The 20,398-nt window shown below is 62.6% G+C and carries 18 protein-coding genes and 1 pseudogene; 7 read left to right on the plus strand and 12 right to left on the minus strand.

Annotated elements, in window-relative coordinates:
* Positions 1-28: 28 nt before the first annotated feature.
* Positions 29-904 carry a class I SAM-dependent methyltransferase gene (locus ACFOJ9_RS28390; RefSeq protein WP_378983711.1) on the plus strand — a complete coding sequence of 292 codons (876 nt, stop codon included), beginning with the start codon at positions 29-31 and terminating at the stop codon, positions 902-904.
* A gap of 28 nt (positions 905-932) precedes the next feature.
* Here ACFOJ9_RS28390 and ACFOJ9_RS28395 read toward each other — a convergent pair whose 3' ends face one another.
* The 5 genes from ACFOJ9_RS28395 to argJ form a co-directional block, all read right to left on the minus strand.
* Positions 933-1,118 carry a Flp family type IVb pilin gene (locus tag ACFOJ9_RS28395; protein WP_378983714.1) on the minus strand — a complete coding sequence of 62 codons (186 nt, stop codon included), beginning with the start codon at positions 1,116-1,118 and terminating at the stop codon, positions 933-935.
* Positions 1,119-1,227: 109 nt separating this feature from the next.
* A complete protein-coding gene (locus ACFOJ9_RS28400; RefSeq protein WP_378983717.1) occupies positions 1,228-1,545 on the minus strand; it encodes a hypothetical protein in 318 nt (105 codons plus the stop codon).
* A gap of 128 nt (positions 1,546-1,673) precedes the next feature.
* Positions 1,674-2,096 carry a (deoxy)nucleoside triphosphate pyrophosphohydrolase gene (locus tag ACFOJ9_RS28405; RefSeq protein WP_378983720.1) on the minus strand — a complete coding sequence of 141 codons (423 nt, stop codon included), beginning with the start codon at positions 2,094-2,096 and terminating at the stop codon, positions 1,674-1,676.
* Positions 2,097-2,104: 8 nt separating this feature from the next.
* Complete coding sequence (locus ACFOJ9_RS28410; RefSeq protein WP_378983722.1) at positions 2,105-2,857, minus strand: GNAT family N-acetyltransferase; 753 nt, start codon at positions 2,855-2,857, stop codon at positions 2,105-2,107.
* Positions 2,858-2,886: 29 nt separating this feature from the next.
* A complete protein-coding gene (argJ, locus tag ACFOJ9_RS28415; protein WP_378983724.1) occupies positions 2,887-4,128 on the minus strand; it encodes a bifunctional glutamate N-acetyltransferase/amino-acid acetyltransferase ArgJ in 1,242 nt (413 codons plus the stop codon).
* 166 nt (positions 4,129-4,294) lie between these two features.
* Between argJ and ACFOJ9_RS28420 the strand changes: the two genes are divergently transcribed.
* The gene (locus tag ACFOJ9_RS28420) at positions 4,295-5,524 is read left to right on the plus strand and encodes a caspase family protein (protein WP_378983727.1); all 1,230 of its coding nucleotides are present in this window, start codon (positions 4,295-4,297) and stop codon (positions 5,522-5,524) included.
* 324 nt (positions 5,525-5,848) lie between these two features.
* A complete protein-coding gene (locus ACFOJ9_RS28425; RefSeq protein WP_378983729.1) occupies positions 5,849-6,448 on the plus strand; it encodes a TetR/AcrR family transcriptional regulator in 600 nt (199 codons plus the stop codon).
* A gap of 66 nt (positions 6,449-6,514) precedes the next feature.
* Here ACFOJ9_RS28425 and ACFOJ9_RS28430 read toward each other — a convergent pair whose 3' ends face one another.
* A complete protein-coding gene (locus ACFOJ9_RS28430; protein WP_378983731.1) occupies positions 6,515-7,447 on the minus strand; it encodes a peptidylprolyl isomerase in 933 nt (310 codons plus the stop codon).
* A gap of 262 nt (positions 7,448-7,709) precedes the next feature.
* Between ACFOJ9_RS28430 and secA the strand changes: the two genes are divergently transcribed.
* Positions 7,710-10,442 carry a preprotein translocase subunit SecA gene (gene secA, locus ACFOJ9_RS28435; RefSeq protein WP_378983733.1) on the plus strand — a complete coding sequence of 911 codons (2,733 nt, stop codon included), beginning with the start codon at positions 7,710-7,712 and terminating at the stop codon, positions 10,440-10,442.
* 149 nt (positions 10,443-10,591) lie between these two features.
* On the opposite strand, the gene ACFOJ9_RS28440 is transcribed toward secA, so the two are convergent.
* The 4 genes and pseudogenes from ACFOJ9_RS28440 to ACFOJ9_RS28455 form a co-directional block, all read right to left on the minus strand.
* Positions 10,592-10,876: a hypothetical protein gene (locus ACFOJ9_RS28440; RefSeq protein ID WP_378983736.1), complete on the minus strand. Its 285-nt coding sequence runs from the start codon at positions 10,874-10,876 to the stop codon at positions 10,592-10,594.
* Between the two features lie 218 nt (positions 10,877-11,094).
* Positions 11,095-11,970 (minus strand): restriction endonuclease, encoded by an 876-nt coding sequence (locus ACFOJ9_RS28445; protein WP_378983738.1) that lies wholly within the window; start codon positions 11,968-11,970, stop codon positions 11,095-11,097.
* Positions 11,971-12,004: 34 nt separating this feature from the next.
* A complete protein-coding gene (locus tag ACFOJ9_RS28450; protein WP_378988103.1) occupies positions 12,005-12,301 on the minus strand; it encodes a type ISP restriction/modification enzyme in 297 nt (98 codons plus the stop codon).
* A 356-nt stretch (positions 12,302-12,657) separates the two neighbouring features.
* Positions 12,658-13,809: pseudogene (locus tag ACFOJ9_RS28455) on the minus strand (N-6 DNA methylase); the annotation flags it as partial.
* A 295-nt stretch (positions 13,810-14,104) separates the two neighbouring features.
* Here ACFOJ9_RS28455 and ACFOJ9_RS28460 point away from each other — a divergent pair.
* The 3 genes from ACFOJ9_RS28460 to ACFOJ9_RS28470 all read left to right on the plus strand — a co-directional run bounded on the left by ACFOJ9_RS28460 (position 14,105) and on the right by ACFOJ9_RS28470 (position 18,359).
* A complete protein-coding gene (locus tag ACFOJ9_RS28460) occupies positions 14,105-15,505 on the plus strand; it encodes a lipopolysaccharide biosynthesis protein (RefSeq protein ID WP_378983740.1) in 1,401 nt (466 codons plus the stop codon).
* The gene (locus ACFOJ9_RS28465; RefSeq protein WP_378983742.1) at positions 15,505-16,785 is read left to right on the plus strand and encodes a GNAT family N-acetyltransferase; all 1,281 of its coding nucleotides are present in this window, start codon (positions 15,505-15,507) and stop codon (positions 16,783-16,785) included. The genes ACFOJ9_RS28460 and ACFOJ9_RS28465 overlap by 1 nt, the downstream gene beginning before the upstream one ends.
* 215 nt (positions 16,786-17,000) lie before the next feature.
* On the plus strand, positions 17,001-18,359 hold the full coding sequence (locus tag ACFOJ9_RS28470) for a hypothetical protein (RefSeq protein WP_378983744.1): 1,359 nt from the start codon (positions 17,001-17,003) through the stop codon (positions 18,357-18,359).
* A 490-nt stretch (positions 18,360-18,849) separates the two neighbouring features.
* On the opposite strand, the gene ACFOJ9_RS28475 is transcribed toward ACFOJ9_RS28470, so the two are convergent.
* On the minus strand, positions 18,850-18,981 hold the full coding sequence (locus tag ACFOJ9_RS28475) for a hypothetical protein (RefSeq protein WP_378983746.1): 132 nt from the start codon (positions 18,979-18,981) through the stop codon (positions 18,850-18,852).
* A 624-nt stretch (positions 18,982-19,605) separates the two neighbouring features.
* Complete coding sequence (locus tag ACFOJ9_RS28480) at positions 19,606-20,112, minus strand: hypothetical protein (protein ID WP_378983748.1); 507 nt, start codon at positions 20,110-20,112, stop codon at positions 19,606-19,608.
* Positions 20,113-20,398 lie beyond the last annotated feature (286 nt).

Consider the following 20,398-nt stretch of genomic DNA (forward strand, 5'->3'; position numbering starts at 1 on the left):
GGAGCGTGGACAAACAAGGATCTGCCCGTTGCAGCCGATAATGGATACCTCTCTATGGCTGGCGCACAAGCGGCGCGCGCTTGCCCATCCGGTTGACGGCGCGGACTTCCTGATGCGCCGCACGGTCGAGGACCTTGCCGACCGGCTGGGTGCCGTCGAGCGCAGGTTCGGCAAGGCAGCCGTGCTGTTTTGCCAGACGCCGGCGGCGGCCGAAACGCTCGCCGAAAGCGGCAAGGTCACGGACATTGTCCGCGTCGAGACCGACACGGCTTTCCTGAGCGGTGGCGGCGTCGGCTTGATCGCACCGCTCGAAACCGTGCCATTCGAACCCGAAAGCCTTGATCTGGCAGTGTCTCTGCTGTCGCTGCAGGCGATGAACGACATTCCCGGCATGCTGGTCCAGATCCGCCGCGCGCTGCGGCCGGACGGGCTTTTCCTCGGTGCCTTTGCCGGCGCGGGCACGCTTTTCGAATTGCGCGAAAGCCTGCTTACGGCCGAGACCGAGCTTTACGGCGGCGCCAGCCCGCGTGTCATGCCGTTCACCGACGTGCGCGATGCCGGTGCGCTTCTGCAGCGCGCCGGTCTCGCTCTGCCGGTCGCCGACGTCGAGACGGTGACGGTGCGCTATGCCAGCCTGTTTAACCTGATGGCGGATCTGCGGGCCATGGGCGAGACCAGTGCGCTCACCGATCGCAGCCGGCGGCCGGGCTCACGCAAGCTGTTTGCCCGCGCGGCGGAAATCTACGCCGAGCGGTTTTCAGACCCCGACGGCCGCGTGAGGGCAAGTTTCTCGATTGTCTGGATGTCCGGCTGGGCGCCCGATGCATCGCAGCAAAAACCGCTGAAGCCGGGTTCGGCCAAGGTTTCGCTGAAGGCAATCCTGGAGGCGCCCGACGGGCAATGATCCTGCCCACAAGCGCGGAAAAGTTGGATCAGGGTGTGGGTGCGAAGGCGTTCGCAAGCCTGCTGTTGTTGTCGCTGAACAGCCAGATGATCCCGTCGCGGACCTCACCGATACCGCCGACGATGGCCAGCGACAGCACGGCGATGATCACGCCATATTCGACGGCCGTGGCGCCGGTTTCGTCCGTCAGAAAACGCAGCAGCACTGCTTTCATGGCCTCAACCCCTCTATCCGTGACCCTACCGCCGATCTGTTAAGAAAGGTTAACGGCAAAGGCTTAACAGGCGGTGAAACCGCCGCCTTTCCGAAATCTCTTAACCATGTCAGCAGTCGCCGCTGCTTCTGCCATTCGACCTGATGATGCAGACCGAACTGGGCTGCGGCTGCAGCACGCTGCGGCGCAGCGTATAGGTTTCGCGATGGCCGACCGAGCCGGTGGCCGTCATGTCGAGCCCGCCGGCAAGATCATCGCGGGCCGACAGCGCGCGTGTCTGGCTGTCGAGGAAAGGGGTTGCGATCAGCGCCAGCGCCACCGCGGCCGAACCGAACAGCAGCGTGATGCGCAATATGCCCATGCCCGCATCGGCGGCGCGAAAGCTGCGCTCGGGCCGGATCGAGTCCCAATCCCTGTCAAGGCTCATGCTATCGCTCCCCAGCAAATCGGCGGCGCGGCCGCGAACGGCCATGCTTCAATTTTTCATGACGAGATAAATCTTCCATTAACGCTGGCTGATACGACTCCCGGACCGGCAATCGGGCGGGAGCGCCCTCAAAGAAGATCGATGAGGAACGGGATCAGCGGCGCATCGGCCGGCGGCATCGGATAGTCGCGCATCTGTTTTGGCCGCACCCATTTCAGCGCCTGCCCTTCCCTGGGCTGGGCGATGCCGCGAAAGCGGCGGCAGATGAACAGCGGCATCAGCAGGTGGAAATCGTCATAGGAATGACTGGCGAAGGTGAGCGGCGCCAAGCACGGAATGTCGGTTTCGATGCCGATTTCCTCGTGCAGTTCGCGAATGATGCATTGTTCCGGCGTCTCGCCGGGCTCGACCTTGCCACCGGGAAATTCCCACAGCCCGGCAAGTTGCTTGCCCTCGGGCCGTTGCGCCAAAAGCACGCGGCCATCGGCATCGACCAGCGCGCAGGCGGCGACCAGGAGCAGGCGCTTGCCGGCGATCGTCACATCACTCATGCCCAATTTCACCCATGAACAGGCGGCCGGCGGTAGTGGTAGCGATAAACCTCGTCGAAGCCGAGCGAATGGTAGAGCGCCAGCGCCGGCACATTGCCGGCCTCGACCTGCAGCCAGGCTTCCCGCGCGCCCCGCAGCCGCGCCCATTTCAGCGCCGACAGGATCAGGTTGCGGCCGTGGCCCTTGTTGCGCGCCGACTTGTCGGTGGCGACCTCGAACAGGCCCGCAAGATCGCCGTCGTGCACGCAGATCAGCGTTGCCAGCGCTTCGGCGCCATCTTCGAGCGCGAACAGTCCGGCCTCGGGCTGGATGGCGCCGATGATCTCCGAGAGGCCGGGCCGCAGCGAAACATCCGAACCGCTGACCTTGAGCGACGCGCCGATGAAGCGGCTGATGTCCTTCAGCGGAATCTGGTCCATGGCGTCGTCGAGTTGTGCGTCGGCCAGCGGCAACCGCATGACCAGCGACTCGTCGAAGCGGCTCCAGCCCTCGCGGTCGAGATGGCTGGCGAGATCCGGACCTGACAGCGGCGACATGCGGAACGTCAGCGGCCTGCCATAGGCATCGAAACGGCGGCTGGCCCGGCCGATACGGTCGGCCATGTGCTGGGTGTCGCCGGGATCGAGCGGATTGACCGAGTTCAGCCGCTTGGCCGGATGACCGGCGGTCAACCGCACCACCCAGGTGCCGTCATAGTGGACGGCGGCCGCCGGCCAGGCGCGAAAGCCGGCCGCCTCGTAGCGGCGCACGATCGCGAGCATGCTTGCCGGATGCCTGGAGCCCAAAACCATCAGCTCCGATAATCGCCGTTGATGGCGACATATTCCTTGGTGAGGTCGCAGGTCCACACCGTCGCCTTGCCGCGGCCGATGCCGATATCGGCGCGGATGCGGATGTCGTCGCGCTTCATGTAGGCCGAGGTCGCCTGCTCGGAATAGCTGGGGTCGCGCTCCCCTTCATGCGCCAGCCTGTTGTCGCCGAACCAGATCGACAGCCGGTCGCGATCGGCGGGCTCGCCGGCCTTGCCGACGGCCATGACGACGCGGCCCCAATTGGCATCCTCCCCGGCGACCGCCGTCTTGACCAGCGGCGAATTGGCGATCGACAGCGCGATGCGCTTGGCCGACCGCGCCGATTTGGCGCCGGTGACGGTCACTTCGACCTGCTTGCGGGCGCCCTCGCCGTCGCGCACCACTTGCAGCGCCAGCGACTTCAGCACCTTGCCGAGCGCCCGGCGGAACGCGCCGAGGCGGGCATCCTTGGGATCGGTTATCTCAGGCGCACCGCGCTTGGCGGCCTTGCCGGTGGCGAAGATCAGCAGCGTGTCGCTGGTCGAGGTATCGCTGTCGACGGTGACAGCGTTGAAGGTCTTGGCCGTGCCGCGCGACAACAGGTCCTGCAGAACAGGGGCGGAGATCGGCGCGTCGGTGGCGATGAAGGAGAGCATCGTTGCCATGTCGGGCGCGATCATGCCGGCGCCCTTGGAAATGCCGTTAATGGTGACGTCGGCATCACCGAGCTTGACGGTCGCGGTCGCCACTTTCGGATAAGTATCCGTGGTCATGATCGCCTTTGCCGCTTCGGTCCACAGCTCAGGCTTCCCATTGCTGACCAGCCCCGCGAGCAGATGGCTGAATTTGCTGGTGTCGAGCGGCTCGCCGATGACGCCGGTCGACGCCAGGAAAACCTCGCTTGCCTTGCAGCCGGCTGCCTTCGCCGCCGCCTCCCCCGTCAGTGCGGTGGACTCGCGGCCCTTCTTACCGGTGAAGGCGTTGGCATTGCCGGAATTGACGACCAGCACCCGCGCGCTGCCGGCACCGAGATTCTGCCGGCAGAAATCGACCGGCGCCGAGGGGCACTTGGATTTCGTGAACACGCCGGCGACCGCGGTGCCTTCATCGAAGACCATGGTCAGAAGGTCGGTGCGGTTCTTGTACTTTATCCCCGCTTCTGCGGTGGCGATGCGCACCCCCTCGATTTCTGGCATCTTGGGGTATTTCTTCGGCGCAAGCGGCGAAATCGTCGTGGACATGGGGACCTCGGGCGGGAAAATCGCAAGGGAAGGCCGGTTTGCCCGATACGCCGCGCGGGCGCAAGGGCGTTTTCGTCGCTCTTACAGGACTGGGACCATTCGGGATTAAGCTTGCATTTCAATTCTGTTGGCGTCGCCGGGGCCTATGGCATTATGATCCTGCCCTATGGGCAGGCTTGCGATCCTCGCATTGGCATTTCTGGGACTTTTGCTGCTGAGCGCGGATGCGCAGCCGCAACGGCGCGTAGCGCTTGTCATCGGCAACGGCACTTACGCGGAAGCCGGCACGCTGGCCAATCCGGTGAACGACGCGCTCGACATCGCCGACAAGCTGCGCTCCATCGGCTTCGAGGTCATCGAAGGCAATGATCTCGGCAAGCGTGAGCTCGAGCGCAGCATCGGCGAGTTCTCCGATGCGCTCGAAGGCGCCGGCGTCGGGCTTTTCTACTATGCCGGCCACGGCTTGCAGGTCGACGGGCGCAACTACATCGTGCCGGTCGATGCCAGGTTGGACGTGCCGGTCAAGTTGCAGCTCGAAGCCGTGCCGATCGACGAAGTCCTCGACATCATGGAACAGCAGACCAAGGTCAGCCTGGTGTTTCTCGATGCCTGCCGCAACAATCCGTTTGCCCGCAGTCTCAGCCGCACCGCCACCACCCGCTCGGCGACGGCGCTGGCCGGGCTGGCGCAGTTCGATTCGACGCGCGGCTCGTTCATTGCCTTCTCGACGGCACCTGGTGCCGTTGCCATGGATGGAAGCGGGCGCAACTCGCCCTTCGCCGAGGCCCTGCTGCGCCACATCGCCGAACCCGGCCAGAGCATCAACGACATGATGATCGCGGTGCGCCGCGATGTGGTTTCGCAAACGCGCGAAGCCCAGCGCCCCTGGGAGCAGGGCTCGCTGCTCGAACGCTTCGAATTCGTCTCGGACGGGCAACCCGCCCAGCAGCAGAAGCCGGCCGCGGCTCCGGCGCCCGCGACGGAAGTTGCCGCGCTCGAACGCTCGGTGGGAGACGACAAGGGATCGATCGAGAAATTCCTGCGCCAGGATTATCTGGCGCCGGACACCAAGGCGATGAGCGAGACCGTCAAGCGGCTCTACGGCCCGTCTGCCACCATTTTCGGCACACGCTACGACGCCGATGCCATTGCCAAGGTCAAGGCCGACTGGTTCGCGCAATGGGCCTCCTGGTCGCTCGCCCTGGAGTACGGCAGCCTGGAGGTCACCCCACATGGCGAGGACCGTGCCGAGGCCGTCTTTGCGATGCGCTACGACTATCTTCCAAAGGACAAGACGGCGGCACGCCTGACCGGCAAGGCGCGCGTCACGCTTGAACTCGTAAAGGCCGACGACGGCTGGCGCATCGAATCCGAGACATCGCAAGCGATGCAGTAGGCATCACCCGACGGCCAGTCCGGCGTTGTCGGGTGGTTTTTGTGCCGGTCGCGCTTCATGGCGATAGGAATATTTTCTTGACCCGTGAGGGCAGTTATGCTACGTGTTTATCCATGGTGCTGATTTGCGCCAGTGACCCGCCGCACAGGCGGGTTTTTGCGTTGGGGGCTTCGCCAACCAACACGCAGGCAAACACTCCAAAGGAACAAGTTAGCCCGGCTTCGCTGCCCTGCCGCGACCATCACCGGCCTCGAAAACGCGCCGTTTCGTTTGAGCGTCGGGTCACCTATATTGCCGGCGAAATTGTTGGCGAGGACGACAGAGATGGCCGCAGACGCCGATCCGGCGCGCAGATCGATCGGTGCACGGCGCAACCCCGACAGCGCCGATGCCATTCTCGAAGCCGCCGAGGCTGTGCTGGTCGAGGCCGGTTATGCCGGTTTCTCGATCGAGGCGGTGGCGCGGCGGGCGCGCGCCGGCAAACCCACGATCTATCGCTGGTGGCCGAGCAAGGCCGCATTGCTGCTCGAAGTCTACCAGCGCCAGAAACGCGTCGATGTTCCCGATACCGGGCGGCTGGAGGAGGATCTCGTCGGCTTCCTGAAAAACCTGTTCGCCCACTGGCGCGAGACATCGTCGGGCAGCGTGTTCAGGTCGCTGATCGCCGAGGCGCAGTCGGATGATACGGCGTCTGCGGCCCTTGCCGACTATGCGCTGGGCCGACGGTCTCATACTGGCCAGATGGTCGATCGCGCCAGGGCAAGGGGCGAAATCTCGGCCGAAATTGATTCAGCTGTTGTCGCCGACCTGATCGCCTCCTTCGCCTGGAGGCATCTGTTGACCAACCGGCTCGACGAGGACGAAGCGACGATACGCAAAGCTGTCAGCTACGTGATGAGCGGCATAGCAGCGCCCGGCAAGTAAAACACGGTCAACAAAAAAGGCGCGGCAACCCTTGGCCGCCGCGCCCTTTCGAAAAATTCCTTAGGCTTACTTGGCGCTTTCCAGCGTATCGACGGCCTTCTTCAGGTTGGCGTCGGGGATTTCGACCTTGGCGCCGGCGCGCAGCGACTTGACCAGCGCGAAATACTTGTCGCGGATGACCGCCTGCTTGGCCTGGTCCTTGACGTCGTCGAAGGCCGGCGGCTGCTTGGTGCGCTTATCCTCGAGCTTGATGACATGCCAGCCGAACTGCGACTGCACCGGCTGCTCGGTGTATTTGCCGACCTCGAGCGCGAAGGCCGCCTTGTCGAACTCCGGCACCATCTGGCCAGGTCCGAACCAGCCGAGATCGCCGCCGCTGGTCTTGCCGGAGGGATCGCTGGTGTGCTCGTTGGCGAGCTTCTGGAAATCGGCGCCGCCGCCGAGCTGCTTGATGATGGCCTCGGCCTCCTCCTTCGTCTTCACGAGGATGTGACGGGCATGCACCTCGTTGGTGGGCGGCGTGTTGGCGATTTCCTGGTCGTAGCGGGCGCGGACCTCGGCGTCGGTGACCTTGTCGACAACACCCTTCTCGACCATCTCGCCATGCAGCGCGCGCTGCTGCAGGAAGGCCATGCGGCGCTGGAAGTCGGGGTCCTTGTCGAGCCCTGACGTGACCGCCTGGGCGGCCATGACGCGGATCTCGATGGCAGCCGAAAGGGCGGCGGCACGGCGCTGCTCGGGCGGCAGTTGCGCGAACTGCTGCGACAATTCCCCTTCGGCAAGCACCAGGTCGGCCTCGGTCAGGGGCTGGCCGTTGATCGTGGCGATAACCTTATTCGGGTCGACAGGTGCCGCAGGTGCCGCGGCTGGCGCTGCCGCATCCGCCGGCGCGGGAGCGGGAGCGGTTTCCTGCGCCATCAGCGGCGACAGCGAAAGGGCCGACAGGCCGAAGGCCAGACCAAGGCTGGCGAGCGACGCGCGGCGGAACAACAAGGACATAAGGCGACTCCGGTAAGGGATTATGAGGGCGGGGAGGTTTCCAGATCAGCCGGATTGTGGCGGAATTTGGCGCGACCGGCAGGGCCAGCGCGGCGTTGACATCAGTTGAGCCCCCTCTTATCTGTCCAACGACTTTGCGTCCAGAACCGTTTTCCGGGCGCTTTTTGTGTTTGCCCGTGTTCAGGCGGTGCGTTCACGTGGAATTGATGGGGCCAGCCGGCGCTCATCTCAAGATTGAGAATTCTATCGAAAGGACCATTGGATGGTCAGTCTCGGCGGTCTCGCCCGTAAGGTTTTCGGTTCCTCCAACGACCGTCGGGTCAAATCGACCCGGCCCCGTGTCGAGGCGATCAACGCCATGGAAAACGAGATGCGGGCGCTCTCCGACGAGGAGCTGGTCGGCCGCACCGCGAAATTCCGCCAGGACATCGCCAACGGCGCCACGCTCGACGACCTTCTGGTGCCGGCCTTTGCCACCGCCCGCGAGGCGGCCCGCCGCGTGCTCGGCATGCGACCCTTCGACGTCCAGCTGATCGGCGGCATGGTGCTGCACAATGGCGGCATTGCCGAGATGCGCACCGGCGAGGGCAAGACCCTGGTCGCGACGCTGCCGGTCTACCTCAACGCGCTTGCCGGCAACGGCGTCCACGTCGTTACCGTCAACGACTATCTTGCTACCCGCGACTCCGAATGGATGGGCCGCGTCTACAAGTTCCTCGGCCTCTCGGTCGGCGTCATCGTCCATGGCCTGTCGGACGAGGAGCGCAGCGCCGCCTACGCCGCCGATGTCACCTACGCCACCAACAACGAGCTCGGCTTCGACTATCTGCGCGACAACATGAAGTACGAGCGCGCACAGATGGTGCAGCGCGGTCACAATTACGCGATCGTCGACGAAGTCGATTCCATCCTGGTCGACGAGGCGCGCACGCCGCTGATCATTTCCGGTCCGCTCGAGGACCGTTCGGAAATGTACAACACCATCGACACCTTCATCATCCAGCTGCAGCCGCAGGATTATGAGATCGACGAGAAGCAGAAGACGTCGATCTTCACCGAGGAAGGCACCGAGAAGCTCGAGAACCTTTTGCGCGACGCCGACCTGCTCAAGGGCGAGTCGCTCTACGACGTCGAGAACGTCGCCATCGTCCACCATGTCAACAACGCGCTGAAGGCGCACCGGCTGTTCCAGAAGGACAAGGACTATATCGTCCGCAACGACGAGATCGTCATCATCGACGAGTTCACCGGCCGCATGATGCCGGGCCGCCGCTATTCGGAAGGCCTGCATCAGGCGCTCGAAGCCAAGGAGCATGTGGCGATCCAGCCGGAGAACCAGACGCTCGCCTCCGTCACCTTCCAGAACTACTTCCGCCTCTACAAGAAGCTTTCCGGCATGACCGGCACGGCGCTGACCGAGGCCGAGGAATTCGGCAACATCTACGGCCTCGAAGTCACCGAGATCCCGACCAATTTGCCGGTCGTCCGCATCGATGAGGACGACGAGGTCTACAGGACGGTCGAGGAGAAATACAAGGCGATCGTCAGGGAGATCCGCGAAGCCAGCGCTAAGGGCCAGCCGACGCTGGTCGGCACCACCTCCATCGAAAAATCCGAGCAGCTGGCCGAGCGCCTGCGCAAGGAAGGCTTCAAGGATTTCGAGGTTCTGAACGCCCGCCACCACGAGCGCGAGGCGGCGATCGTCGCCCAGGCCGGCAAGCCGGGCGCCATCACCATCGCCACCAACATGGCCGGCCGCGGCACCGACATCAAGCTCGGCGGCAATGCCGAGATGCGCATTGAAGACGAACTCGGCGACATGCCGGCCGGACCCGAGCGCGAAGCGCGGGAAAAGGAAATCAACGCCGACGTCGAGCGCCTGAAGGAAAAAGCGCTTGCTGCCGGCGGCCTTTACGTGCTCGCCACCGAACGCCACGAATCGCGCCGCATCGACAACCAGCTGCGCGGCCGCTCCGGCCGTCAGGGCGACCCCGGCCGCTCGAAATTCTTCCTGTCGTTGCAGGACGACCTGATGCGCATCTTCGGCTCCGAGCGCATGGACGGCATGCTGCAGAAGCTCGGCCTCAAGGAAGACGAAGCGATCATCCATCCGTGGATCAACAAGGCGCTGGAAAAGGCGCAGAAGAAGGTCGAGGCTCGCAACTTCGACATCCGCAAGAACCTTTTGAAATATGACGACGTCTCCAACGATCAGCGCAAGGTGGTGTTCGAGCAGCGCATCGAGCTGATGGATGGCGAAGGCCTGAGCGAAACCATTGGCGAGATGCGCGAGGGCGTCATCGACGAGATCGTCGCCAAGGCCATTCCCGAAAACGCCTATGCCGAGCAGTGGGATGTCGCCGGCCTGAAGGCCGAGGTCGCCGAATTCCTCAATCTCGACCTGCCGATCGAGGACTGGGCCAAGGAAGAGGGCATCGCCGAGGACGACATCCGCGAGCGCATCACGCAGGCCGCCGACGCCGCCGCCAAGGAGCGCTCCGAGCGCTTCGGCCCCGAAGTGATGAGCTATGTCGAACGTTCGGTGGTGCTGCAGACGCTCGACCATCTGTGGCGTGAGCACATCGTCAATCTCGACCATCTGCGTTCGGTCGTCGGCTTCCGCGGCTACGCCCAGCGCGATCCGCTGCAGGAATACAAGGGCGAGGCGTTCGAGCTGTTCCAGGCACTGCTGGGCAATCTGCGCCAGGCCGTCACCGCGCAGCTGATGCGCGTCGAACTGGTCCGCCAGGCCGCCGAAGCGCCGCCCCCCGAAGCCCCCGACATGTTCGGCACCCATATCGACGGCACCACCGGCGAGAATGATTTCGAAGGCGGCGAGACCGCCCTCCTGGTCCGCCCGGAGACAACCGCTGTCGTCGCCCCCGAGGACCGCGACCCCAACAACCAGGCCACCTGGGGCAAGGTCGGCCGCAACGAAGCCTGCCCCTGCGGCTCCGGCAAGAAATACAAGCACTGCCACGGCGCTTTCGCGTAAGGACGCGGCGCTTTCCTTCTCCCCGTTCACGGGGAGAAGGTGGCCCGCAGGGCCGGATGAGGGGCGGCACTGACGTTCGCGATTAGCCAATCTCCCCACCTGAGGGGGAGATGGCCGGCAGGCCAGAGGGGGGCGCTGTCCCGCTGCGACTAAGCCGCCTTCAGCCGCACCATTTCGGCTTCGAACTCGAACTTCAACTGTGCGGCTTCTTCTTCCGGCAGCCAAAGCACCATCTGTGGGACGATCTTGCGGTAAAGCCGAGTGCTGTCCTGATCCCACGGCAGCGTTTCCGCGCTCCGCGCCTCGGCGATAAGCCTGTGCAATCGCGCGCGCACCCGGTCCGGATCGCCGTGATAATAGACGGTTGGCGCATTTTCGTCGAACAGCTCGGACTGTTCTTCAGCACCAAAAAGGTCGAGTTGATTTCTTGCCATGTCCACGGAATGCAAGGTTCGATCTGCCACGCGACTATGCCTCATCCCGTTTCGTGAAGCGACCACCCGTGAGCGACTGTCTACGTATTCCTGACGCGACCTGTCAGGCGACCTTTTCCGCGCCGCCTCCGCGACCTGCGCTCCAGCAGATCGGCCGCGCGGCCTCCAGAACTACAAGCCGGCCGAGCACATTGAGCAAAGTGTTGCGATTGGCTTCTCTAAAACCCCGCGAATGCCGCCTCGTCAACGGTCACTTCCTCGACCATCTTCACCCGCACACCGATCTTCTGATCCTTGAGCAGGTCGCATAATCCGTCACCATCGATTAGGTCGATGGCCGGAGCTCCGTCGCGCACGGCCTCGCGGCGAGCGTCCGCGGTAAATGTTCCGGTGGTGATAACAAGGCCCTTGTCGGCTCGACCAACCATTGCGCCGCGAAAGTCGCGCACGACCCCTGCCCCGACCGAGCCTTTCCAACGCTTGCACTGGAACAGCACGTGGAACGAAAGCAGGTTGACCCGCAATACGCCGGTGCCGTCGATGCCACCGTCGCCGCTCCTCCCGGTCACCTCGACCTTGATGAAGCCAGCCTCTCGCAGAAGCCTTTGGCACAACCGCTCGAAGGCGGCCGGATCAAGCACCAGAAGAATGTCGAGCAATTGCTCACGCCAGTCCTTCAGGGCGATATCAGCTGCTTCCGCTTCGGCCTCAACGCGCTCTGGGGCAGCAACAACTTTCGCCTTGCGCAAAGCCGCGTCGGCTCGCCTTACACGCCGTACAATCTCTTCCGGATCAAGTGGTAGCGATGCACGGCCCTCCGCCGTAAGGGTCCAGACGCCGCGCTCGCTGTTGTTAGTCAGGCCCGCATTCTTCAACCAGCTCCGCGCCCAAGCGCAGCGATAATCGAATTTCGACCTTGGTCCATCGCCAACCAGCACAGCCCGCGCCGCATCGGAGATACTCATCAACGCGGCCGTCTTGTCGTCGATCTCTTCGATCGAAGCCGATCCACCAAGGGCGTCCAGCGCTCTGAGAACAGGCACGAAAAATTCGGCGAAGGGTGGAACGGGCGCTTTTATTGTCCCCATCTTCATGCCACCCTACGCGCAATGATTGAAGGTGCCTTCGTCATCGACCCGCCGCTTTCATCGCTTCCGTGATCGCCACCGTCTCGACACTCACGCGCGCCACCCGCGCCAGAAGGTCGATCACCTTCTCTTTGTGGTCAGCAAAGCGGTAGGAGTTGAACTTTTCCCGGATCGTCGGATCTTTTGGGGTCTTTTCCCTGTACTGGTCGAGAACCCAGTCGAGGCCGGAGCGGTTTCCGAGCCGGTAGTCCCATGCCTCTTTAGGAATGCCGGAAAGCTGTGTCTCTGTGTCGAGGCGAATAATGCCATTGTCGCGGTCATCCGATCGCTCGCCCAGCGGAAAAAGCGGGCATACATATCGTAAACCTTGGTCTTCTGCGCCGTAGAGAGCCTGATGTAGCTCGACTTGATCAGTTCATCGATGCGCTTGTACTCGCGGTTCTTGTTGTTGTCGTTCTCGTTGGCCTGATTGGCATTGTAAGGCGGGTTGCCGATAATGACGGAAATCTTGCGCGCGTTCTGCCGTTTCACGCGCATCACGTTCTCATCGGAAAGTCCTCCGAATAGGTCATGCTGGTGACCGGCTTTGATGCCTAGCCCAGCCACATTGTCCAGCGTGTCGACGAAACAAAGATTCGGGAACTCGGCGAATTGGCCCGAGATCGCGGCGTAGGTCGCCTCGATGTTCAGATTAGCGACGTAGTAGGGCAGGATCGCCACCTCGTTGGCGTACAGTTCGTTCTTGTATTTGTGCGCCAGCTTTTGCGGTTGCCCGCGAAAATGTTCCAACAGCTCGCAGATGAACGTGCCAGTGCCCGTCGCCGGGTCCAGAATCTCGACATGCTCGTCGATCAGCGATTTGCCGAAATGCTTCTGGGTCAGCCAGTCGGCACCCTCGATCATGAACTTCACGATCTCGTTCGGCGTGTAGACGACGCCCAGTCGGTCGGCTTTCTTCTTGTCGTAAACCTTGTAGAAATTCTCGTAGATCAGCTTCAGGAACTGCTGCTTCTCCTGGTGGCTGGATATCAAAGCCGCATTGGCGCGGATCGTTGAATAGTAGGTTTCCAACCCCTTCAGCGTTTCACGCTTCAGCTGGCCGGTGAAGAATTTTGCCTCAAGCCCGTAGAGTTCTTTGGCGATATTGTTCTCGCGGTGGAAGTCCCCTTGGTCGAATACGTGAGCGAAGATTTCCTCGGTCAGGATGTGCTGGATGAGCATTTCCCGAACGTCGGCTTCGCCAACAGAGGGATTGATCGTGTCCTTGGCGTGCTGCAGGAATTTGTCCGCTGCTGCCTTGAAATCGGCATTGGTGTCATAAGCCGTGTCGATGCGCTCGCGCAGCGCCGTCAGCACTGCCGGAATGTCATGTTTGAACTGCTCGACGGCTTTACGGAAATCGCGGATTTCCTCGCGCTCGTATTTGAAGAACAGCGACACCAGTTTGAGCAGCTTTTCAGTTTCCGTCATCGAGCAGCGAAAGACTTCCTGCCGATTCTGGATCAGGACCGCCGTTTCTGAATTTTCAAAAATGATGTTGTCCTGGGGATAGCCTTTGGCCAGCTTCTTGCGGATTTCATCATCGAGATCGTCGGCGGTATCCTTCGCCTCCCAATAGCCGAGTGGCACACGGAGATCATGCAGGATCGTTCCATCCGGCCGAATACGGTTCTTCTGTGGAGACAGAAATTCGTATTGGCTGATGAAATGCAGATTGTGTTGGCGTGCCCATGCCTTGAGCAAATCCTTGAACGCTTCCGAGATCACGCCCTCGGTGAGTGAGCCGGAAAACTTCCGCAACCTGTCGATTTCGTTGAGATACTGCTGAATTATAAGTTGCGACATATTTCCCCCAGAGCAGGCGCATTAGATCGGGTTTCGCGCCTCTGGGAAAGTGCTTGAACGCTGATCCCAGACATCATTTCGCGACCTTTGTACGTTCGTGCTTCCTTTGTCCTTTGCCAAGCGCGGATGGACGAGCACAGCACGAGTCTCCAACTCCGCGCTGCCCCTCATCCGCCTGCCGGCACCTTCTCCCCGTATAGTGACGGGGAGAAGGAAGCCCCTCACCCAACCGTTTCTTAATGTGTCTCCGCTACACAGAACCCTGAAAAGAAGCGGAAAACGGAGAGAGATCGGGGTGCGCTTTTCCGCGGCCACGACTGCCGGGCGGTTCTTGCCGCAGCGTTTGGCGCTGCGCATGGAGCCGCTGCTTGGCCGCATCGATGCCGTGCTGTTCACCGCCGACGAGCGCGGCGAGGCCGGCCGCATGTCTGTTATCGCCTTCTCCGTTCGCATCGTCAGCGCCGTCATCGCCTTCATCAGCCAGGTGCTGATGGCGCGCTGGATGGGCTCGTTCGAATACGGCATCTTCGTCCTCGTCTGGGTGACGATGGTCATCGTCGGCAATCTCGCCTGCCTCGGCTTCCACACCTCGGTCATCCGCTTCATTCCTGAATACCGCGAACGCGGCCTGATGGACGAACTGCGCGGCATCGTGCTGGCCAGCCGCCTGTTCGTGCTGATCGCCTCCACGCTCATCGCCGGGCTCGGCGCGCTCGGCGTCTGGCTGGCCGCGCCGTGGATCGAGAACTACTATGTGATACCGTTCATCCTCGGCATCATCTGCCTGCCGATGATCGCCATGTCCGACCTTCTGTCCGGACTGGCACGCGCCAACAGCTGGGCGCTGTTTGCGCTGTCGCCGACCTATCTGGTGCGACCGGTGCTGATCCTGCTGTTCATGGCGCTGATGCTGCTGGCGGGCTATGCCCCTGACGCAAAAACGGCGATCTTCGCCTCGATCGCTGCCACTTACGCCACAACGCTTGGCCAGCTCATCGGTGTCACCCAGCGTATGGAAAGGCAGATCCCGGCCGGGCCGATGAAAGTCCATTTCGCGCAATGGTTCGTCGTCTCGCTGCCGATCTTCCTGGTCGAGAGCTTCTTCTTCCTGCTCACCAATGCCGACGTGCTGATGGTCGGCGCCTATATGGATCCCAACGACGTCGCCGTCTATTTCGCCACGGTGAAGACGCTGGCGCTGGTGCATTTCGTCTATTTCGCCGTCAAGGCCGGCGTTGCCCAGCGCTATGCGCAGTTCACCCATGGCGAGCCGCAAAGGCTCGCCGCCTTCGCCCGCGAGACGGTGTCGTGGACGTTCTGGCCCTCGCTGTTGATGGCGCTGCTGGTGCTTGCGCTCGGCGAGCCGATGCTGGTGCTGTTCGGGCCTGAATTCAGCAGCGGCTATCCCTTGCTGTTCCTGCTCGTCTTCGGCGTCGTGGCGCGGGCCGCCGTCGGCCCCTGCGAAAGCCTGCTGACGATGAGCGGCAACCAGAACATCTGCGCCGCCGTCTATGCCATGACGCTGGCTTTCAACATCGCCCTCAACGTGATGCTGATCCCGCTGTTCGGCCTGTGGGGCGCGGCCATGGCCACCGCCTTTGCCATGATCTTCGAAGCCGGCGCACTGTCCTTCACGGTGTGGCGCAAGCTCGGCATCGTTATGCTCATCTTCGTGCCTGCGAAAGGAGCCGCGTGATGGCTGCCATCCCGTTGCTTGAGGAAACCAGCGGTGGCACGGCCGGCGCCATGGTGTCCGGCCTTGCCGGGCTGGCCCGCGACGCCGATCCCGCCCACATCGAAATCCTCGCCAACAACCGGCCCGAGCGCAAGCTCGCGATCTACCCGGCATCGGCCGGCTTCGACCTGGTCGAGGAACTGGATTATCTCTGTGCCCGCACGGTCGAGCCCAACGTGTTCTTCAACCCGCGCTTCCTGGCGCCCGCCATGCCGCGGCTGGAGGATCGCGAGGTGCGGCTGGCCGTCATCCGCGACGGCGACGAATACCGCAACCGGCTGCGCCTGCTGGTGCCGTTCTCGGTGGAACGGCCGGTGGTGCCGCTCGGCGTGCCGGTCATGCGCACATGGTCGAGCCCGTTCGGTCCGCTCGGCACGCCGCTGGTCGATCGCGACGACCCGGTCGGCGTCGTCGAGGACTTCTTCTCGATGTTGTCGCGCCCGCACCTCAAGCTGCCGAAAGTGTTCGTCCTGCCCGATGTCCGGCTCGATGGCCCGGTGGCGAGCCTGCTTGCCACCGTGGCCGAGACGCGCGGCCTGATGCTGGTCACCACCGGCCAGACCCAGCGCCCGGCGCTGGAGAGCGAGCTCGATGGAGACGATTATCTGAAGGCCTCGCTGCGCTCGCACCATTATCGCGAGTTCCGCCGCCTAAAGCGGCGCCTCGGCGACCTCGGCAAGCTCGAGCATGTCGTGGCGCGCGGCCCCGAAGACATCCGCCATGCCATCGAAGGCTTTCTGACGCAGGAAGCGGCCGGCTGGAAGGGCCGCGAACGCACCGCCATGGCGATCGACCGCTACCGCGCCGCCTTTGCCCGCGAAGCCGTGCACAGGCTGGCCGAACAGGACATGTGCCGCATCCATTCGCTGACGCTCGACGGCCGCACCATCGCCTGCCTGATCGTCTTCGTCGAGGCCGGCGTCGCCTACACCTGGAAGACGGCCTATGACGAGACGCTGGCCAGCTATTCGCCGGGCACGCTGCTGATGATCGAGGTGACCAGGCAGCATCTCGACGATCCCAACATCATGATGACCGATTCCTGCGCCGTACCCGACCACCCGGTGATGAGCCGGCTGTGGGCCGAGCGCAAGCCGATGGGCACGCTGGTCATCGGCCTGACGCCGGACGCCGACCGCCTCACCCGCCAGGCCGCCTCGCAGCTGCATCTCTACCGCGAGACCCGCAACATGGCCCGCCTGCTGCGCAACCGGATGAAGAGCTTGCTGGGGCGGCGGTGAGGCAGGCAGGGTGCGGTTCTTCAAAAACGGCATATTCTCGTTGCAGGATTTGGATAGATGATAGCGGTGATAGAGAACAGTAAACGATAATATTACCTCTGCTCATGGAAAAGCGAGATTTCCCGCAGCAATTTTCAGTGAAAGCGGTCAAGATCTACTCGCAATCTTGTTCCTGATCCGCGATAGTCTAGTGATTCGCTCGCGATGAGGGAAAAATGTCGCTGAATCATGAGGCCAACGGCGCCCGGCACAGCAGTGCAGAGGGCAGCGCCGTTGTTCCAAAGGGCGACGATGACGCGTTCGAAGAACTGATCCGAAGCATTCGAGCCGCCACGCATCAAGCTTCGTCTCTCTTCGAAGAGAAGCCCGCGACCAGATTGGCCCAGCCAGACACGCTGGCTGCATCCGTTGGTTCGAGTCAGACGGACTCAAGCCAGACCCAGACCAATCGCGTTTCCTCCCCCTTGTCCAGCTATCAGTCGATTCTGCGTGCCGGCAACGACTTGGCCGCCCATCTGAAAGGCGCGGAGGAGAGGCTGGAATTGTCGCGTCATACATGGTCCTCCGTGCAGGATTATTTTGCCAGGCTGGATGCGCAAACGCGCCATGCCGACGCTCCCGATACCGAGAAATGGGAATTGCAAGAGGAGGTGGCGAAGCTCAAACGCTTGCACGATCGCACCTCGAAAGAGCTTGAGCGAAAATCGCGCGAGCTATCGATCGCGGGTGCGACCATCGCCGACCTACAGGTCGAACGCAACAGGACCCGACAGGCCACTGCAGAGGCCGACAGGCACGGCAACCAGCGTGAAGCGCGGTTCCTGAAGGCGAAAGTCGAGGTCGAGTGCCTGGGACGGAACCTGGCGCGGATCTCAGAGCAGCTTTGCGATGAGATAATGGCCAGGCAAGCCGCCGAGCAAGCGCGTGAGAAAATTGCGTCGCGGCTCGCCGATTTGGAACAGGCCGCCATGCTGCTTCATTCCAGGGTCGCGGACTACCAACTGCTTAACGAGCAACTGACCGGCAAACTGTCACGGCAGATGGCGGTGCAGCAAGACCTGCACGCGCGGCTGTCCATGATCGAGCATGAGCGCAGCGTTCTCAACGATTGCATCGCCGCCGCGCAAGAGCGGGCCGTGGAACTCGAAAGGGAGTTGCGCTCGCTCCAACGCCGCGCCACCGCTCTGCTTGTCGATCAAGCCGTGGTCCACGCACCGCCGATCCACGTCGGGCAACGAGCCGAGGGAGCGGCCGAGCATTGGCGCCCCGAAGCCGAGATCGCGAAGTTACGTGAGGAGCGCGACGCGGCGCGCAGGGACTGTGCCGCGGTGAAGGCTCAACTCGCCGATCTCCGCTTGCGCGGCATGACCGACGAGCTCGCGCATACCCGTTGCCGCGATGCGAACCGCGAGCTTCACCACAGGCTGGAAACGCTAGCACGCCAGGACCGGCACAGCGGACCGGCAGCGGATGACGGTGCCGATCTCGAACGGGCATTCGACGAATTGCTGGCGACCGGCGAGCTTAGCGCGGCCAACGACGGCGACTCCACTGTGACGCGCAAAGCGTCTTGATCGCGCTGCTGAGGCATATCCGCAGGCAAGGCGACCGTGACGCCAGGTCGGATGCCCACCCACAACCACCGTTCCCTAATCGCACGCCGTCGATTCTTCGAAAAGGCAGTGATTCGCGCCTTGGCGGCGCTGCATCGAACCTACAGCTGCCCTCCTTCGCCAAGGCTTCGGAGGACACTCCTTCGTCTATCTAACTTCGAGTGGCTTGCCACCCGAAGCTCGAAGAGCGAAGGGTGGTGCCCCTAGCCGGGGTACTGGGGCTGGATCGAACCAGCGCTTAGACCGAACAATCTATCAGTAATAACAAGACGTTATGGGCATGTCGCCCCCGAAGTCCGATAGTCTCAATGTACCTCAACGGGTATCAGGCGCTGTACCTCGGGTCAAGCCGCCCGCTTAACTCTGGTGCAACCAAGCCGTGTTAGCCGTGGGTGAATGGAATGGGTAGCCGCTTACAGGGGGAACACCTATGGCCGGAAGCAGTAGGCACTCACCAATCCTCAAGGGCATTCTCATCGCAGAGATGCTGATTGGTGGTATTGCCGTGGCCGCCTCCCTTTGGACCGGGAAAGGCATCGCCGCAATCTATGGCAGTGGCATCTATCTCATAGATCGGATCCAACACCCGCTCCTTTATTGGGGTGGATTGATCGCAATCCTGCTCGGTCTTGTGGCGTATCCGCTCTGGTGTATCTACAGGGGGCCACCGAAGTATTAAGAGTGGCCTGTTCCCCCTTCTGCGCCGACCTCAGCGAACCTCACGGGCAACGCTGCGGCGATCTCTTCAGCCTTCCCCGGCAACAGCCTTTCGAGGGCCTGACGGCTCCTGCAATACGACTGAGGTCGCCACGCCGGGTGGCCGCCGCGCGTTCCTGATCTGTGCTGAATGATCCATTGGATTTGGTTGCGACACTCAATGATCCGGGTCGCCTTGGCCTCGCTGAAGTCCCACCTCAGGACCACGCGGGAATAGTTGTCTGCTTCCTCGCAAGCCGGGTTAAGGGCACGCGGGGTTCTGCTTCTGCTCACTGTCTAAATTACCTTCCTGTTGATGTTGATGTTTCCCGGGCTGCCGGGGCTGCGCCAGACGCGGTGAAGCAATCCGGGTGCACGATGTGCCTCCAGATCAAAGTGCCGCTGTGCGCAGGGCGTGTAGGGAGAGCCCGAAGGGGGCTTTGAGCTTGGGGCAATGGTTCACCGGGATGGCGACCTGACCCCCCTTCGGGAATGGTGGTAGTGCTAGTGCTTACCGGAAAGAACCGTAGCCGTATGGCGCAACGGCCAGTTCGACCGCAGCCGCATAATCAGCGGTGCTGATCTCACCGGCCTCAACCATCTGGCGGGCCTGCTTAGGACTGAGCTGAATGCCACCTACCGTCACCGGAAGGATGTCGACAAGGGCGCGGGGTGGGACGGCAAAGGCGCTGTTCGACGGGTCAGCCTTGGCGTTAAGCTGCTCCACGGTGGTCTTGCCGTTGCTGACAGAGACCCGCTGGCTAAGTTCGCCACGCTGCTGCGCCTGATACCACTGGTTGCCGGCTAAGGAGACCTCCGTCGCGGCGGCGACCTGGGCCTTAATGCGGGCCTCCTTCTCGTTATAGTTGGCCACCGCAGCGGCATGGCGCATCTTGTCAATATGCGTCTCGCGCTCGGCTGTGGTCATGTTCATAATCGCGAACTCGGCCATGGTCGGCATCGTTGTAGGCTTGTGGCTGGCGCTCTCACGCATCTGTTCGTCGCTGTAGTTGGACATAGGTCGTTCCTTTCAAGGGTGATCACCCCACAGCGGAATGCTGCGAGGTTCTGTCGTGGTCGGTTTGGTGATGGTGGTGGTAGGGCTCAGACGCGCGGCTGGAGCCCATAGCTGTGGATTGGTAGCGCTCGAGTGTGGTCGGCCTCTGGAGGCGCTACGGCAGGGCTTAGGCTGACAGTGCGCGGATGCATGTACAGCTCGGCCATTCGCCGCATCATGTTCCCGCCTTCAAGCTCACGGTAACCGTAGACCGCGTAGCATCGTCCAGCGACGATTATGGCGTCTG

This window comes from Mesorhizobium cantuariense (assembly GCF_042647205.1).
GTDB lineage: Bacteria > Pseudomonadota > Alphaproteobacteria > Rhizobiales > Rhizobiaceae > Mesorhizobium > Mesorhizobium cantuariense.

Bases quoted from the DNA above. Each gene is read 5' to 3' on its own strand.
- ACFOJ9_RS28395 (WP_378983714.1), bottom strand. From the start codon at position 1,118: ATGAAAGCAGTGCTGCTGCGTTTTCTGACGGACGAAACCGGCGCCACG.
- ACFOJ9_RS28400 (WP_378983717.1), bottom strand. From the start codon at position 1,545: ATGAGCCTTGACAGGGATTGGGACTCGATCCGGCCCGAGCGCAGCTTT.
- ACFOJ9_RS28405 (WP_378983720.1), bottom strand. From the start codon at position 2,096: ATGAGTGATGTGACGATCGCCGGCAAGCGCCTGCTCCTGGTCGCCGCC.
- ACFOJ9_RS28410 (WP_378983722.1), bottom strand. From the start codon at position 2,857: ATGCTCGCGATCGTGCGCCGCTACGAGGCGGCCGGCTTTCGCGCCTGG.
- argJ (WP_378983724.1), bottom strand. From the start codon at position 4,128: ATGTCCACGACGATTTCGCCGCTTGCGCCGAAGAAATACCCCAAGATG.
- ACFOJ9_RS28420 (WP_378983727.1), top strand. From the start codon at position 4,295: ATGGGCAGGCTTGCGATCCTCGCATTGGCATTTCTGGGACTTTTGCTG.
- ACFOJ9_RS28425 (WP_378983729.1), top strand. From the start codon at position 5,849: ATGGCCGCAGACGCCGATCCGGCGCGCAGATCGATCGGTGCACGGCGC.
- ACFOJ9_RS28430 (WP_378983731.1), bottom strand. From the start codon at position 7,447: ATGTCCTTGTTGTTCCGCCGCGCGTCGCTCGCCAGCCTTGGTCTGGCC.
- secA (WP_378983733.1), top strand. From the start codon at position 7,710: ATGGTCAGTCTCGGCGGTCTCGCCCGTAAGGTTTTCGGTTCCTCCAAC.
- ACFOJ9_RS28440 (WP_378983736.1), bottom strand. From the start codon at position 10,876: ATGGCAAGAAATCAACTCGACCTTTTTGGTGCTGAAGAACAGTCCGAG.
- ACFOJ9_RS28445 (WP_378983738.1), bottom strand. From the start codon at position 11,970: ATGAAGATGGGGACAATAAAAGCGCCCGTTCCACCCTTCGCCGAATTT.
- ACFOJ9_RS28465 (WP_378983742.1), top strand. From the start codon at position 15,505: ATGGCTGCCATCCCGTTGCTTGAGGAAACCAGCGGTGGCACGGCCGGC.
- ACFOJ9_RS28470 (WP_378983744.1), top strand. From the start codon at position 17,001: ATGTCGCTGAATCATGAGGCCAACGGCGCCCGGCACAGCAGTGCAGAG.
- ACFOJ9_RS28480 (WP_378983748.1), bottom strand. From the start codon at position 20,112: ATGTCCAACTACAGCGACGAACAGATGCGTGAGAGCGCCAGCCACAAG.